The following is a 16,978-nucleotide window of genomic DNA, read 5'->3' as shown; positions in this document are numbered from 1 at the left end:
CGCTGTGGCGCGTCCCCTTTCTTCATTCTTTAGGTTTTACGGAATTGGCTGCGTATTCGGTAGGTGACACACCATACAGTTCCTTGAAGGCGGTTGAGAAGTTGTTGGGGTTCTTAAATCCTGTAGTGTACGAAATTTCCGATATGCAAAGACGTTTTTCTGCCAAAAGTCTGGCCGCCATCTGAAGACGTGTGTTGCGTATGAAGTCGCGGGGCGACTGGTTGGTGAGCTCTTTCAGTTTACGGTGCAGATGGACTCGGCTCAGACCCACATTGGATGCCAGCATCTCTACCGTCAGATTGGGGTCGCCGATGTTGGCGTTCATCACCTTCATCACGCGTTCCATCAGTCGTTCGTCGTCAGAGCTGATTTCTATGCCGTCGAGTTTGTCCTCATGTGATTGCTTGCCGCTGAATACATTGCGAAGACGGCTGTGACTGCGCAACAGATTTTCAACCGTAGTCTGCAATATCCTTATGTTGAACGGCTTCGTTATATAAGCGTCGGCGCCGTTTTCAAGACCCTCTATGTTGTCCTGCTCGGTCGTCTTGGCAGTCAGCAATATTACGGGTATGTCATTAAGGTTTATGTTTTGTTTTATCTTGCGCGTCAATGTGAGGCCATCGGTTTCGGGCATCATGACGTCTGACACGACAAGGTCGGGCTTGTTCTTGAATATCGTTTCAAGTGCCTCACGTCCGTTGTTGCACCCTGTGACGCTGTAGTATTTTGACAATTCGGCTATGATGTATTCTCTGATCTCCTCATCGTCCTCCACTACAAGCACTTTCTGCCCTTTCTGCCGTTTGCGTTCTTCCGGAGTATAGCTGTCGGAGAGATCGGCTACAGTCTTGTGATCTGCCGGCTTTTCTGTTTCGGCCGGCACTTCGTTATGGTCGGTTACGAGGTCTTCTTCTTTCAGATGTCTGTTGCCGAGCGGAACGGTGACCGTAAATATACTGCCCCTTCCGGCTGCGGTGTTGTCGTCAACGGTGATAGTGCCGTGATGTAGCTTGACAAGTGAGTTGGTAAGATGGAGTCCTACGCCCGTGCCGCCCGTATTTGTGCCTCCCGCTTGATAGAAACGTTCAAATATCTGGCGGCGTTCCTGCTCTGAAATGCCGATACCGGTATCGGCTACGGTTATAATTAGATTTCCGGGCATGTCGCTGTCGGTGTCGCCTGACGTGTCGACCGAAATGTCGATGCTGCCGCCGTCAGGTGTGTATTTGACCGCGTTTGACAGCAGGTTCATTATGATTTTGTCAAAGTTGGCTTTATCTACCCATACTTTTAGTCCTTCATGCCGGTTGGTATGGAAGTTCAGCGTTATATTTTTAGATCGCGTGGCCGGATAGAATGTCTCGCAAAGGTCGTTGATAAACGGCACTATCTCGATTTCGGTAAACCGGAGCTTCATCTGGTTTTTGTCAATCTTTCTTATGTCCATCAACTCATTTATCAGGCGCAGTATGCGGTTGGCATTGCGTTGTATGAGTCTGTACTCTTTCTGACGGGTCATGTCGTCATCGGTTTCCATCAGTTTTTTCAACGGACTTATTACGAGCGACATCGGTGTTCTGATTTCATGCGATATGTTGGTGAAGAAGCGCAGTTTCGCCTCATATATCTCTTCGGCGTGTTTCTGCTCCATCTTTTCGTGCTTCTCCTTTATGCGTCTGCGTGCCATACGCCAAGCGACCAATGCTATGCCTGCCAATACTATTATGTATATGAGCTTCATCCACCATGCCGTCCACCACGGGTGTGCCACATCTATTATTATTGTGGTTTCATCTGACTCTATGCCGTTGTCGGTGGCTTTTACCCTTAGCAGGTGCTCGCCCGGATTAAGTTCGCTGAAGTTGATTATATTGGTGTTGTGGGGCAGTAGCTCCCATTTTGAGTCGTCGAGCGAATATACAAACTGCATAGACCCGGTGCGGTTGAGCTCATGGGTCGACAGTTCGATCGAGAACGAATTGTCGTAGTGCGACAGATTTATACGCTTCGAGTTGTATGCCGGTCCGTCAATGACTTTTCGTCGCCCCGACATTGTTTCGGATGTCACCGGCCGGCCGTGCAGATATATGTCTATCATCCTTACATTCCACTTTCGCCCCGGCACGGTTATTTCCTCGGGATTGAAGTATGTTATGCCGTTTATTCCGCCGAAGTAGAGATTGCCGTTATTGTCTTTTAACGACGAACCTTTGTAGAACTCGTTGCCTTGCAGACCGTCATCCACGTAATAGTTGCAGAACGAGTCTTCGTTCATGTCGTATCGGCTTAATCCCATGTTTGTGCTTATCCACAGATAATGGCCGTGTTTTTCGATTGCATATACGGTGCCGTTTGGCAGTCCGTCCTGAATGGAGTAGTTTCTGCGGCTGCCGTCAGCGGGGTTGTAGCGTATAAGCCCGTTTGACGTACCTATCCATAATATGCTTTCTTTTGTTCCGGTTATGCAGTTTATGATTTCGTTTTGAAAGGGGATTTCTATCTTGTTGCCTCTGCCGGGAGAGTGTATTGCGTTAAGGCCGTCGTATGTGCCCATATACAGTACGTCGGTTGCGGGCGAATAGTAGAGTGAAGTTATCCATTGACACAGGGTGTCGGACCACTCCGAGCAGTGTACAGCTTTTCTTTCGTCCTGATCGTAGCGGAACAGACCGGAGCCCATGGTGCCTATCCATATGTTGTGGCGCATATCTTCTACAAACGAGTATATATGCTTGGCCTCGAAGCGAGATTCATTTTTTTCGGTAAGAGTGACTTTACGGAAAGTGCCTGTCTTACGGTCAAATATTCCGGTTCCGTGGCCGTATGATCCGATCCACATATTGCCGGCGGAGTCCTCGAAAAGCGTCATTGCCACAGGCGGAACCTGCGATCCGTAGTGCCTGATGAGATTGTTGTCTTTGTCAAGATTGTATATGCCGTCGCCGTCTGTGCCTATCCAGAAACTGCCGTTACTGTCCATGAGCATGGAGAGCACGCACTTGCTTCCGATATTGTTGTATAGCAATGAGCGGTTGCCTATGTAGTGGAAGTTGTTGGTGACCGGAGGTATAAGCATGACGCCTTTTTGGAAAAGGGCCAGCCACATATTGCCTGTGGAGTCATATAGCACACAGTGCACTTTCTGGGTGCGATAATCAAATTTGTCGCTGCCAAACGGTATGTCGGTCAGTCTATATGTGTGTGGGTCAAGGCGCTTCAGACCGGCGCCGTCGGTGGCGAGGAGTATGTCGCCGTTGTCGTCGCGGGTCATCCCCACCACTGTTAAGTGGTTGAGGGGGGGGGTAGTTACAATGCTTCGTATACGGTCGCTTGCGCGATCGTATGTATACAGGCCGGCATTTTGACCAGCGAAAAATATGTGACCGTCATTGTCAATCATTGCATTGGTTATGTGCGGACGGTCATTGTCGATATAGTCTATGGCATTATAATCACGGTCTATGCGGGTCACTCCGTATTTGCCTCGGGTTATCCACATGTTGCCTTCGAAGTCTTCGATACCGTCGCTGATAAGCCGCAGCGGAGCACTGCCGGTGACGGTTACCGGCTCGAGTGTCAGTGTGTTGTTATTATTACGCAGCAGCATTATGTCGTTGCCAAGACACCATATGTCACCATTGCGCCGCTGCACAAAGCCTGATACGGCGCCATTGTACGGTGATCCGTCGGCTGACTGCAGCAGAGGTCCAAACGAGTTTGATGCCGGATAATAGAGCTGAACGCCGCTGTTTGTGCCGACAAAACGCCGCCCATACGAGTCCTCGAAGACCGTATTGACAAAGTTGCTTGCTATCGAAGTGCTGTCGCCCGGTATATTTTTGTAAATGGTGAATTTTACCCCGTCATAGCGGTTGAGGCCGTCCTCGGTGCTTATCCACAGCATGCCGTCGCTGTCCTGAAACATATGCTTTATAAGGCTGCTTGACAGATAATGGTCCGATGAAAAGAGCTTATAGCTCTGTGCTTTTCCGCATAGCACACCTGTTATTATTGCAAGTATAAGGTATAATGATCTGTGCATCGTATCAATATTAAGGTATCATCTTAAAATCTACGTAAAGGTAGTAATATTTTTTCAATTAGCGGTTATCGCGTTGTAAATTTCGTTTTGCGCAGTCAATTATGCCATATTGCTCGTGATGGTAAGCCGCTGTTGTCTATTTATTGATTGTATTTGTGCGGTTTAACGTTTTGTCGCTTCTGTTAACTTTATTTTTTAACGAAATTTATTTTGTTTTTAATTTATAAATATATACTTTTGTTGCGTCATGAAACCTAACGAGTTTCGTTTTGATAAATGTGATACTTAAAACAATTAGTAATCCGTTAAAGAAGACTTTATGCAATGACCTGATATAGACCATGATAATACGTGCAACATTGTGCTTTGGCAACCTTAAACCATTAGTGAGGCTCGAGATTTTCTCCGGTCTTATGTGCGTTTTTAAAGCATACAGCTACGCATGATCGATATTAGCGTCCTGTTAAGCTATATAAACTTAAATAATGAATCAATTATATCATATATGAGAAACTTAGCGAAGTATTTTTTTAGGATGGCTTTTGTCGCCATGCTGTCAGTCGTTACGTACAGCTGTAGCGATGATGACAATAATGCTGTTGCCGACGACTTCAAAGTCCAGTTTACGGTTCCGCAGTCTGCCGATCTGTTCCGTGGGGGCGACCTGTACTTCTCGGTTGTTGACGGAGAGGCTCCGCTTGTCTCCGACGTCATTATGCTGGAGTCTTCGGGCGGCGTGTTTTACAACTGTACCATTTCCGGTGTGAGCGAGTCAAGTTTTGCCGTGAGTGTTCCCGCCGACATTGAGTCGGGTACATATCGGGCATATCTCAAGCGCGGCGACCGACGCAAGCTTTACGGCACTGTAGCTATCAAGGTTATTGAAGGCGCCGTCATCACTCCCGATGAAGGCACCACGGTATACGGTCAGGTCATCTGCGCCGGCGCCGGAGTCAAGGACGTTGTCGTTTCCGACGGTGTCGAGGTCACGGTGACCGATGCCGACGGTATTTATCAGCTTGAATCGGCCAAGCGTACCGGTTATGTATTCATATCCGTGCCCGGAGGCTATGAAGTGCCGTCCGATGGTGTACTTCCGCGTTTTGCCATGCACCTGCGTGCCGCCGCTGATACTCCGGAACGTGTCGACTTTACACTCAACGAGGCATTCGGTCAGGATACATATAAAGTATTCTTCCTTGGCGACATGCACCTTGCCAACCGCACCAAAGACCTTGAGCAGTTTAAGGATTTTACCGATGACCTCAATAAGTACATGGCCGCTCACTCGGGCGAGAAGATGTATGCCGTAACTCTCGGTGACATGACTTGGGATCTTTACTGGTATAGCAACAAATATGAGCTTGCCGACTATCTGAAGACTGTAAACGAGGCATTCAAGGACCTGCAGATATTTCATACTATGGGCAATCATGACAACGACATGAACGCCACTTCCGACTTCGATGCCGAGATACGTTACCGTACAGTCATCGCTCCTACTTACTATTCGTTCAATATCGGTAAGGTGCACTATGTGGTGCTTGATGATATTGACTGCAGCAGCTATGACGGTACCGACAGCCGCAACTATTCCAAGAAAATCTCCGACGAGCAGTTTGCTTGGCTTGAAAAGGACCTCTCTCATGTGGCCAAGACAACTCCGCTTGTGGTGACCATGCACGCTCAGGTATTCAAGCCCGGCGGTGCCACGTCATATGTCATAGATCATGACGTTACCAACACCAACCGTCTGTTTGACATTCTCGCCGGCTATAAAGTGCATTTTGTCACCGGACATACTCATCAGATATATAATGTGACTCCCGAAAATTCCAATTCAGGCACGAGTCTCGACTTCTTCGAACATAATGCCGGCGCCATATGTGCCTCATGGTGGTGGTCGGGCAACCTTACACCCGGCATGCATATAGCTACCGACGGTGCTCCGGGCGGATACGCTGTATGGGATGTCAACGGTACGGATATGAAGTATATATATAAAGGTACCGGATACGGCGAGAACGTGCAGTTCCGCTCGTTTGACCTGAATAAGGTGTATTTTAATGACGAGAGTGTCAAAGGCATATCGACCGACAGCAAGGTTCAGGCCGCGTGGAAAAAGTATGCCGACGCTTATCCTGCCAGCAGTAAAAACGAGGTGCTTGTCAACGTATGGAACTGGAATCCCTCGTGGACCATTACCGTTACCACAGAGAATGGCAAGGCGCTTGACGCCGTTCCCGTTCAGGCCTACGATCCTCTCCACATAGCTGCTTATACGGCTCCGCGGTTTGCCAAGGGCAGCAACAGTGTGCCGGGATTCATTACCGAGATGCATCCTCACTTCTTCAAGATTGCGGCTCCTGACGCCGATACCGATTTGAAGATTACCGTAAAGGATGAGTTCGGCAATACATGGACCGAAAACATGGCCCGTCCAAAGGACTTCTCAATCGAAGCCTATATGCCCAAGTGATTATTAACAGAAACCATAAATACACATGCATAATTTTATGAAAGTAATCAGATCCTTAATTCTATTGCTGTTGCTCGTGGCGCAAGGCACTTTGTCTCTTGCGGCGCAGAACAGGGAGGTTACGGGCACGGTACTCGATACCATGGACGAGCCTCTGGCCGGTGTTACCGTCATGGAAGCCGGTACGACCAACGGTTGCATGACCGACCTCGACGGTAAGTTCTCCATAAAGGTGGCCGCTGACGCTACGGTCACTCTCAACTTCTCATACGTGGGCTTCACACCGCAGTCGGTCAAGGTGGCTCCCGGCGACAACGCCCTCCACATAGTCATGAAAGAAGACGCTGTGATGCTTGAGGAGACTGTCGTGATCGGCTACGGTACACAGAAGAAGGTCAACCTCACCGGTGCTGTGGCATCGGTAAGCAGCAAAGACCTTGAAAACCGTGTGGCCCACTCGGTCACCGACATGCTTCAGGGTTCGGTGGCAGGTCTTAACATAACCACCTCGTCGGGTGTTCCCGGACAGGAAGCCGCTATCAACGTGCGTGGTACCACTTCTATCAATCAGACCAATCCGCTCGTGCTTATCGACGGTGTCGAGGGTAGCCTTGACCGTGTCAATCCAAGTGACGTAGAGTCGATATCGGTAATCAAGGATGCTTCAGCCGCCGCTGTTTATGGTGCGCGTGCCGCATTCGGTGTGATTCTGGTCACTACCAAGGCCGGAAGCGAGAAGGATGGAAAAGCCACTGTGCGCTACAGCGGACGTTACGGCTGGGAAGAGCCCACCACTTCCACCGACTACGAGACCCGCGGCTACTGGTCGATTTATACTGTCAATCTGTTTCAGCGCACTACCAGCGGCAGTAACCTCGTGAATTATACCGACTACGACATGCAGCAGCTCCTTGCGCGTGTCAACGACAAGACCGAGCATCCCGACCGTCCGTGGGTTGTCGAGGATACCCGTGGCGGACGCCGTCAGTGGGTTTACTATGGCAACTATGACTGGTGGCACACTCTATATAAGGACAAGCACCCGACCACGCAGCACAATGTGTCGTTCTCGGGCGGTACGAAGGATATCAAGTACTACCTTTCGGGTGGTATCGACTACCGCAAGGGCATATTACGCGCCAATCCTGACGTGTTCCGCCGCTATAACCTCCGTTCCAAGATCGACTTCCGCATAAGCAAGCATGCCACGATGTCCAACAATACTTCGTTTTTCTCCTCGCAGTATGACTTCCAAGGCGACGGCTCCATAGAGAATACGCTCCAATATTCGGCCCGTCACGCTTATCCTATATTCCCGACAAAGAACCCTGACGGTTCATGGCTGTATTCGACCCCGTACATGTCTTATAAAGTAGGCAACGGACGTCACATATTTACAGAAGCCGGTACTCACCGTAACAAAAACCGCCGTACCGAGTTTGTCAACACCACCCGTTTGGTCATCACTCCTATCAAGCAGTTGAGCATAACCGGCGACTTTACCTACCGCTTCTATCAGTCGCGCAATACGAGCCGTTCGCAGCCTTTCCAGTACCGCGAATATCCCGACGGTCCGATAGGTGAATACAACACAGGTGCAGGCGAGAACCGTCTCGACGAGACTGCCAATACCCGCAACTACTTCTCTTACAATGTCTATGCCACTTATACCGACTCTTTCAACGAGTCGCACAACGTCACCGCTACAGTCGGTTACAACTACGAGACTCTGAAAATAAAGAACCTCGGTGTGGCTGCAGGCAATCTGTCATCAAGTAGCCTCGATGACCTCGACCTTGCCACAGGACCCGCCAGCAGCGGCAACTACAAAGGCGGTCAGAACGAGTATTCGCTTTCAGGTATATTCGGACGTGTCAACTATGACTATCAGGGGCGTTACCTCGCCGAGATAAGCGGCCGCTATGACGGCACATCGCGCTTCGCCAGCGGTAACCGCTGGGGCTTCTTCCCCTCGGGTTCTGTAGGATGGCGCATCTCGGAGGAGCAGTTCTTCTCGCCTTTGCGCAACGTGGTCGATAATCTGAAACTCCGTCTGTCTTACGGTAGCCTCGGTAACCAGAATGTGGATTCTTATTATACATTCCTCCGCCTTGTGTCTATCAAAGACTTCGCCGGCTTCTCGTTTGGCGGCGACCTTCCGTCCAAGTACTCTTCGCTCGGAGCCCCCATCGCGTCTGACCTTACTTGGGAGAAGGCCAACCAGTGGAACCTCGGTATTGACTACTCGATGTTTAACAACCGCTTCACTCTTACCGCCGATGTATATGTACGTGACACCAAGGACATGTTGACCGCCGGTATCGCTCTTCCGTCAGTTTACGGCGCCGACGTGCCGAAGATGAATACCGCCGACCTCCGCACCAAGGGGTATGAACTCGCAGTGCAGTGGCGCGATAACTTCCAGCTTTTCGGCAAACGCTTGGACTATAATGTAGGTTTCAACATCAGCGACTACCGTGCCGAAATCACCCGTTACGACAATCCCGAAAAATCGTTTGCCAAGGATTACTACAAGGGCATGCGCCTCGGTGAGATATGGGGATATGTGACCGACGGTCTTTATGCTACCGACGAGGAGGCCGCCGAGTACACCAAGAATCTTACTTTCGACAGCAACTTTACAGGCAATCTGCCTACCGGATGGAAAGCCGGCGACGTGAAGTTTGTGGACCTCGACGGTGACGGACACATAGGTAAGGGTGGCGACACCGCCAACGATCCCGGCGACCGCAAGGTTCTCGGCAATTCGCTCCCGAGTCTGTCATACGGTATCACTGCCGGCATACGCTACTGCGGTTTTGATGTATCGGCATTCTTCCAAGGCACAGGCAATCACTACTGGTATCCCGGCGGTTGGGTGATGTCGTTCTGGGGCTCTTACGGCCAGCCTTATTCTTCGTTCCTGCCCAAGGACTTCCTTCAGAACTGCTGGAGCGAGGATAACCCCGACGCATACTTCCCCCGTCCGCGTTCCAACATATCCACCGGCGGTTATCTGCGTCAGGCATGTGCCAACGACCGTTATCTGCAGAATATACGCTATCTCCGTTTCAAGAACCTGACAGTAGGCTATACTCTTCCCGAAAACTGGACCAAGAAGATATGTCTTGACAATGTACGTGTATACTTCTCGGGTGAAAACCTCTGCTACTGGTCGCCTCTCAAGAAGAACACCAAGTATCTTGATCCGGAACGTGCGTTTACCCGTGCCGAGAATACTGATGACTCCGCGCTTGACAACTGCTACTATCCTTGGCAGAAGACATTCATGTTTGGTCTCGATATTACTTTCTGATGCCCGATTATAAACTTGAATTACGAAAACGAATATAGTTATGAAAAAATATATACTGCCGGTCGCGCTCTGCATGCTTTTGGGCTTCTCGTCGTGCGATGACTCGCTTGACCTCAATCCCAAAGACAAAGTGTCGGAGGCCGACTACTTCAAGACAGCTGAGGATCTGGAGCTGTTTTCCAATCCGTATTACAACAATATGCTTGACAAATCGCCCTATGACGAGGATAATGACTACTATGTGCAGAAGTCGCTCAGCGCCGAGCAGCGCGGCGGCAACTACCGCACTATACCCAACAGCGGAAGCGGCTGGTCGTGGGGTGACCTTCGACGCATCAACTCGCTTCTCGCACGTGTTGACCGTTGTCCCGACGAGGCTGCCGTTATAAAGTATACGGCTTTGAGCCGCATGTTCCGCGCTTTCTTCTATTTCGAGAAAGTAAAGCGTTTCGGCAATGTGCCTTGGTATGACAAGGAACTCGGTTCGTCAGACCCCGATCTGTACAAGACTCAGGACTCTCGCGAACTGGTGATGTCAAACATGATTGACGACATCGACTATGCCATCGAGTTTCTTCCTGACAGGAAGGATGAGCCCGACGCTCCATACCGTGCTACAAAATGGGCCGCTCTCGCGCTGAAAGCGCAGTTCTGTCTCTTCGAGGGTACCTATCGCAAGTATCATGGCATCAGTCTTGAAGGCCGTAGCGCCGATGAATATCTGCAGCTTGCCGCCGATGCAGCCAAGGAGTTGATTGAAGAAGGCCCCTACAAGCTATACAGTACCAATAAGCCTGATGAGGATTATCTGAACGTGTTTGCCGCTGAGGATGCCAACAAGGACGAGTATATTCTGGCCATACGCTTCAGTTTTGCTACCAAACTTTACCACAATGCTACAGCCGCTTCGCTTGTAGCTTCGCAGGGACGTCCCGGTTTCACGCGTAAGGCTGTCAACATGTATCTTATGAAGGACGGTACCCGATTCACCGACAAGGCCGGATGGCAGGAGATGCAGTTCGGCGAGGAAATGGCTGGTCGCGACCCGCGTTTGGCGCAGACCGTGCGTTGCCCCGGTTATCACCGCATAGGCGAGACCAAAGTGCTTTCTCCCGACTTCGGCGTATGTACTACCGGCTATTCGCCGGTGAAGTTTGTCCAGAATCCGAAGGATGCCAACGGAGGTGTGGACCGCGTCGAGACTTCTACCGCCGACCTGCCCGTATACCGTCTTGCCGAGGTTATGCTCAACTATGCCGAAGCAAAGGCCGAACTCGGTACACTTACACAGGATGACCTTGACATGTCGGTCAACCTTATACGCAAGCGCGCCGGCATGCCTGACCTCAATATGGCGGCAGCCAACGCCAACCCCGACTGGTATCTGTCGTCGCCGGAGTACGGCTATACCAATGTCACCGGAGCCAACAAGGGTGTTATCCTTGAGATACGCCGCGAACGCTCTGTCGAGCTGATGGAAGAAGGCTTCCGCTGGTCCGACGTGCGCCGCTGGAAAGCCGGTTACTGCTACAATCAGTCTATTCAGGGCATGTATTTCCCCGGCCCCGGCGAGTATGACCTGTCAGGAAACGGAAAGACTGACCTTATCCTCTATGCATCAGGTTCTGCAAAGCCTGCCGGCGGCGATGGCGTTCAGGTGTACGAGATAGGCAAGGGCGACGGTAAAATGCCGTTGTCTGACGGCAATCGCGGATATGTGGACTTCCATTATGATCAGGTTCGCCCCGGTTTTAACGAGCAACGCGATTATCTTTATCCAGTGCCCAGCAACGAGATAGCCCTTAATCCTAACCTCATACAGAATCCCGGATGGGGAAAATAATTGCTGTTTATTACAATTGAAAAACTTTAAAGTATAGATTATGAAACTGATAAACTATATATTGGCATCGATGCTGTTGCTTACAGCCGGATTATTTTCCGGTTGTAGCGATGACGATGATTCAAGAGCCGGTGCGGTACTGTCGAGTGCTACCTCGCTTAATTTCAGTTCTACCGATGCCGGTACCAAGACAATCATGATATATGCCGACGGCGACTGGACCGTCGAGGCGCCCGAGTGGGTTGTCGTGACTCCCGACCACGGATCGATGACTATGGAGGTCACTGTGTCGGCCGCCGACAATATGCGCGACGGCGCAGTAGACAATCCGAGAAAGGAGAATGTTATTTTTAAAGGCCGTGATCTTAGAAGTATTGCCGAACTGTTGGTAGTACAGGCCGGCGACAAGTTCCGCGATTGTCCTACGGTTGAGATTGCCGATGTCGACGGTCTTGATAATGAAGCTGTGTTTGAGATCAAGAATGCTCAGGTTGCGGCTCTTACCGCTTCGGGCTTCATGATTTCCGACGGATCGGTCAATGTATTTGTCAAGTCGGCCGATGCCGTTGAAGTAGGCGACATGGTTGACGTGCGTGGCGAAAAAGCTGCCGACAACCAGAAGCTCGCTTACGTCGTAAGCAACAAAGTCACTGTCGTTTCTTCAGGCAGCGAGGTATCTTACCCCAATCCCGAGGACATTACCGACAAACTCGCCACTTATACAGCCACCACCCGTAAGTTTATAAAAGTCGAGGGCGTGATGTATGAAGGCGTAGTGCGTATTGAAGGTGTGGAAATGGGTGTGCAGCTCGTTGATGCTCCCGCATCGTTTGACTTGGCTGAACTCCACGGCCATGCGGTAGTCGTTACCGGCTACTTCGGCGGTGTAGCCACTCCGGTTATCCGCCTGACGCCTGTGAATATCGTCGACAATGGCGAGGCCAACATACCTGAGGCAACAATCGAAGAGATTGCTTCGCTCGTTGACGCATCGGTTATCCGCATCAAGGAAGCTACAGTGGCCCTCATAACTCCCAACGGCTTCATCGTTTCCGACGGAAGTGTTGGTGCCCTTGTTGTAACTAAAAACGCTGATGTTCAGGTGGGCGATAAGGTTACCGTTAAAGCCAAGAAGGTGACCGACGGCTATGGTATGCCTAAACTCGAACCTGAGAAGATATCGGTAGTGTCGTCAGGCAATGAGGTGACTTGGACTCCCGACGATATAACCTCTTCACTTGCCACTTACACAACCAATGCCCGTCAGTGTGTGAAAGTTTCGGGTACGATGAACGGAAACATCATACGTCTTGCCGGATCTTCGGCTTCAGTGATAATGCGTAACATACCTGCCGGTGTCGATGTATCGACTTACGGTCATGCCGTTACTGTGACAGGTTTTGTAAGCAGTGTTGATGCGCCTGTGGTGTCTATGACCCCGGCTTCAATAATTGACAATGGCGCTTCGTCTGTAGTCTATTTCGCCGAGGACTTTGAATGGCTTGACCCGTGGGCGGCTATAGTTCCTGCCGGAAAGACCGTTGAAGAAGACAACCTCGATGCTACCGCTCCGCAGATTTCCGATAAGAAAAAAGCAGGATTAAAAGGCGAAACCGTCGAAGATATGATGAAAGAGCGTGGCTATGACTTCTTGCGCGTTACTACTAAGACAGCCGGTGAGTGTATATACTTGCAGCGCAACTACCTCAAGTTCGGTAAGACAAGCTATCAGGCCGGTATCGTACTTCCGAAGCTGACATCTATTTCCGGTTCGGCCAATGTCAAACTGAAATTTGAATGGTGTCCTATGCGTCAGGGTTCTGGAAAGATTGACCCGGTCAATCTGATTGTACTCGTCGATGACAAGGAATATGAAGTGCCGACTCACGGCTGGAATAATGGACATACTCTTGAGTGGATACCCGCCGAGGTGGCACTGACCGGTGTGACCAAAGACTCCAAGATTGTCATCCGTCAGACCCAGTGGCCCGCATCAACCGCTAACCGCTGGTTCCTTGACAACATCAGCATCACAGCTCAATAAACAAGAGTGTAATCTAATGCCTCTATAGCCGACGAGGGCCTGCCGCAACCGCGACAGGCCCTTGCCACATCTACACCCCGCCGTCAACCACGCCCCTACCAATCCCACTTGTATTTTAACGGTTTAGCAATAACACGGCATAACACAACGCAACAAAAGCGTTGATGCAATAAGAGCCTGCAAAGGCTCATGCCAATTGTTAGCCGGGGACAAGGCATCCGAAGGATGACGCAGTCTCCGGTATGTAGTGTTACCCCATCATTGATGAGTCTGCAAAGACTCATGCCTGCATCATGCAGCCTATAGCAATAAGCACGAGTCTTGTCAGACTCGACATGGGTTGATGTAATTTCCCGACCGGGCACTTCGTACCCGGCTTACGTTTGGCGAGAGCCTTAACAGGCTCCCAAATCGTCATATCGCTATGGCAGGTCGGTAGGGGCGCCGGTACCACGGCGTCCGGTCGCATCCCCGCAGGCCACCGGCCCCGCACCCGCACGTCCATTAACCTTCGGTATTCGCAATCCGCATCCCGTATGGCCATCCGGTTCTGCGGGCGCCGTACTACCGGCGCCCCTACATCCCCTGTTGCTTAGCCGTTTACGATTGCACATTATAAATTGATGCAAATGATGGATAGTATAACCGAGAACGGTGTCCGGTGATTGGTAGGGACGCCAGTACCACGGCGTCCGGTCGCTCCCGGCATGCCGCTAACCCCGCACCCGAGTGTCCATCCGGTTTTGCGGGCGCCGTGGTACTGGCGCCCCTACAAGCCTTGTCGCTGACCCATGTGCGGCGAATTGCCACAGCTCGCGATACCCGAGTGTCCATCCGGTTTTGCGGGCGCCGTGGTACTGGCGCCCCTACAAGCCTTGTCGCTGACCCATGTGCGGCGAATTGCCACAGCCGCGGTACCCCGCATGGCTTTATTTACATTGGATGTAATAACAATCTTTATTCCAATTCATGGGATTGGTTATTACATAATTGGCAATATTTTCGTATTCTTCAATATTTCTGATGATATGGTCGTGATATCGTGTCTGCCAATTAAATTGCGGATTAACTTTGTGTGCGTTACGTGTTACATAAATTTTGTATGCGGTTATCGCCCGTGATAGGGCGGTTGTATGTCGCTGTTTTGTCATCGCTTTCGCGGCATTATATGTATTTCGGGGGAAATTTTGTGGCAATAATATTGGATTGCCTATCTTTATAATAATATGAATATGATTGGGCATTACCATATATTGTTGTATGGTCACATCGCGATAATGCGTCGGCATCATTTTTATTCCGTAATCGGCAATTTCCCCGATTGTTGATAAATGCATTATCCCATTATATATTTTCCCGAAATGATGTGATTTATCTTTGGTGCAGATTGTAATGAAATAAAAACCTTCGTCATATTCATGCCATAACACCCGAATATGCTTGCGTGTTGGATTAGATTCTGTCGTTCCCATAATCAAATATAATCAAATATTTGATTCATATCAAAATAATAACATATTTTTTGCACAATACAATAAATTTCGCTACCTGCTCACCGACATATCTCCCAATCGTGAACTTTAGATAGTGGATGTTGGTTGGTAGGGACGCCAGTACCACGGCGTCCGGCTTAGCCCCGTATGGTCATCCACAACCGCCTTGCCCGAGTGTCCATCCGGTTCTGCGGGCGCCGTGGTACTGGCGCCCCTACAGGCCTTGTCGCTGACCCATGCGCGGTGAATTGCCACAGCCGCGGTACCCGAGTGACCATCCGGTTCTGCGGGCGCTGTGGTACTGGCGCCCCTACAACATTTGTCGCTGAACCGTAAAAAAGCGGAGCAGGGCATCACTGCCTTACTCCGCTACATATTGATTGGGAAATTTGGATTTTACAGAATACCTTGGGCCATCATAGCACGGGCTACTTTCATGAAGCCGGCTACGTTAGCGCCCTTCACGTAGTTGATGTAGTCGCCGTCTTTGCCGTATTTTACGCACTGGCTGTGGATATTGGCCATGATGCCTTTAAGTTTGTTGTCGACCTCTTCGGCGCTCCAAGAGAGCTTCTGTGAATTCTGTGCCATTTCAAGACCGGATACCGATACACCGCCTGCGTTGGCAGCCTTTCCGGGTGCATAAAGTATCTTGGCGTTAAGGAATTCCTTGATAGCCTCGGGAGTTGATGGCATGTTGGCTCCTTCGCTGACTGCTATACAGCCGTTGGCAAGCAGTGTGCGGGCATCGTCGCCGTCAAGCTCGTTCTGGGTGGCCGAGGGCATGGCTATGTCGCACTTGTATACCCACGGACGTCCGCCTTCGACATATTCGCAGCCATACTCTTCGGCAAATTCGCGGATGCGGCCGCGATATTCGTTCTTTAGCTTGAATATGTAGTCGAGCTGCTCTTTGGTAAGCCCTTCGGGCACGTAGATGCAACCGTCGGAGTCACTCATGGTTATGACTTTGGCGCCGAGTTCAAGGAGCTTTTTGGCGGTGTAGGTGGCCACATTGCCCGAGCCGGATATAGCCACTACCTTGTCTTTTATGTCGATGCCGCGGGTGGCGAGCATGTTGAGCAGGAAGTATACGTTGCCATAGCCGGTAGCTTCAGGACGTATGAGCGAGCCGCCGAACTCAAGTCCCTTGCCGGTGAAGGTACCGGTAAATTCGCGGGCCATTTTTTTGTACATACCGTACATGTATCCGACTTCGCGTCCGCCCACACCTATGTCGCCGGCGGGTACGTCTGTGTCGGGGCCTATGTGACGCCAGAGTTCTGCTATGAATGCCTGACAGAAGCGCATGACTTCCATGTCGCTCTTACCGCGGGGAGAGAAGTCGGAGCCTCCTTTGCCGCCGCCCATGGGAAGTGTGGTAAGCGAGTTTTTGAAAGTCTGCTCGAAGGCGAGAAATTTAAGAATCGACTGGTTTACCGACGAGTGGAAACGGATGCCACCCTTGTACGGGCCTATGGCGTTGTTGTGCTGGATACGGTAGCCCATGTTGTTCTGTACTTTGCCTTTGTCGTCAACCCATGATACACGGAAAGAGAAGATGCGGTCAGGCAGACACAGACGCTCGATAAGGTTGTATCGTTCAAATTCGGGATGCTTGTTGTACTCGTCCTCGATTGTTGTTATAACTTCTTCTACTGCCTGAAGATATTCCGGTTCATTGGGGAAACGGCGACGCAGGTCGTCCAAAACTTCGGTTGCTTTCATTGTAACTTTCTTAAAATTGATAATATTCTG

7 protein-coding genes are annotated in these 16,978 nt (G+C 50.5%); 4 read left to right on the top strand and 3 right to left on the bottom strand.

The window, feature by feature from the left end; translation table 11 throughout:
• Nucleotides 1–22: 22 nt before the first annotated feature.
• Nucleotides 23–4,045: a hybrid sensor histidine kinase/response regulator transcription factor gene (locus FW767_RS01765; protein WP_150980274.1), complete on the bottom strand. Its 4,023-nt coding sequence runs from the start codon at nt 4,043–4,045 to the stop codon at nt 23–25.
• 505 nt (nt 4,046–4,550) lie between these two features.
• Between FW767_RS01765 and FW767_RS01760 the strand changes: the two genes are divergently transcribed.
• From FW767_RS01760 to FW767_RS01745, 4 genes are read left to right on the top strand one after another with little or no spacing between them, the layout of a single operon-like run.
• A complete protein-coding gene (locus tag FW767_RS01760; RefSeq protein WP_121697932.1) occupies nt 4,551–6,524 on the top strand; it encodes a calcineurin-like phosphoesterase C-terminal domain-containing protein in 1,974 nt (657 codons plus the stop codon).
• Between the two features lie 37 nt (nt 6,525–6,561).
• A complete protein-coding gene (locus tag FW767_RS01755) occupies nt 6,562–9,840 on the top strand; it encodes a SusC/RagA family TonB-linked outer membrane protein (RefSeq protein WP_121697872.1) in 3,279 nt (1,092 codons plus the stop codon).
• Nucleotides 9,841–9,880: 40 nt separating this feature from the next.
• Nucleotides 9,881–11,683: a RagB/SusD family nutrient uptake outer membrane protein gene (locus FW767_RS01750; protein WP_121697871.1), complete on the top strand. Its 1,803-nt coding sequence runs from the start codon at nt 9,881–9,883 to the stop codon at nt 11,681–11,683.
• Nucleotides 11,684–11,723: 40 nt separating this feature from the next.
• Nucleotides 11,724–13,727 (top strand): BACON domain-containing protein, encoded by a 2,004-nt coding sequence (locus FW767_RS01745; RefSeq protein WP_121697870.1) that lies wholly within the window; start codon nt 11,724–11,726, stop codon nt 13,725–13,727.
• Between the two features lie 929 nt (nt 13,728–14,656).
• On the opposite strand, the gene FW767_RS01740 is transcribed toward FW767_RS01745, so the two are convergent.
• The gene (locus FW767_RS01740) at nt 14,657–15,199 is read right to left on the bottom strand and encodes a transposase (RefSeq protein ID WP_121697868.1); all 543 of its coding nucleotides are present in this window, start codon (nt 15,197–15,199) and stop codon (nt 14,657–14,659) included.
• 417 nt (nt 15,200–15,616) lie between these two features.
• On the bottom strand, nt 15,617–16,948 hold the full coding sequence (locus tag FW767_RS01735) for an NADP-specific glutamate dehydrogenase (RefSeq protein ID WP_121697867.1): 1,332 nt from the start codon (nt 16,946–16,948) through the stop codon (nt 15,617–15,619).
• Nucleotides 16,949–16,978: the final 30 nt, after the last annotated feature.

The sequence above is a fragment of the Heminiphilus faecis genome (genome assembly GCF_008728965.1).
In the GTDB taxonomy this organism is placed as follows: domain Bacteria; phylum Bacteroidota; class Bacteroidia; order Bacteroidales; family Muribaculaceae; genus Muribaculum; species Muribaculum faecis.
This window is presented reverse-complemented; position numbering and strand designations above follow the sequence as displayed.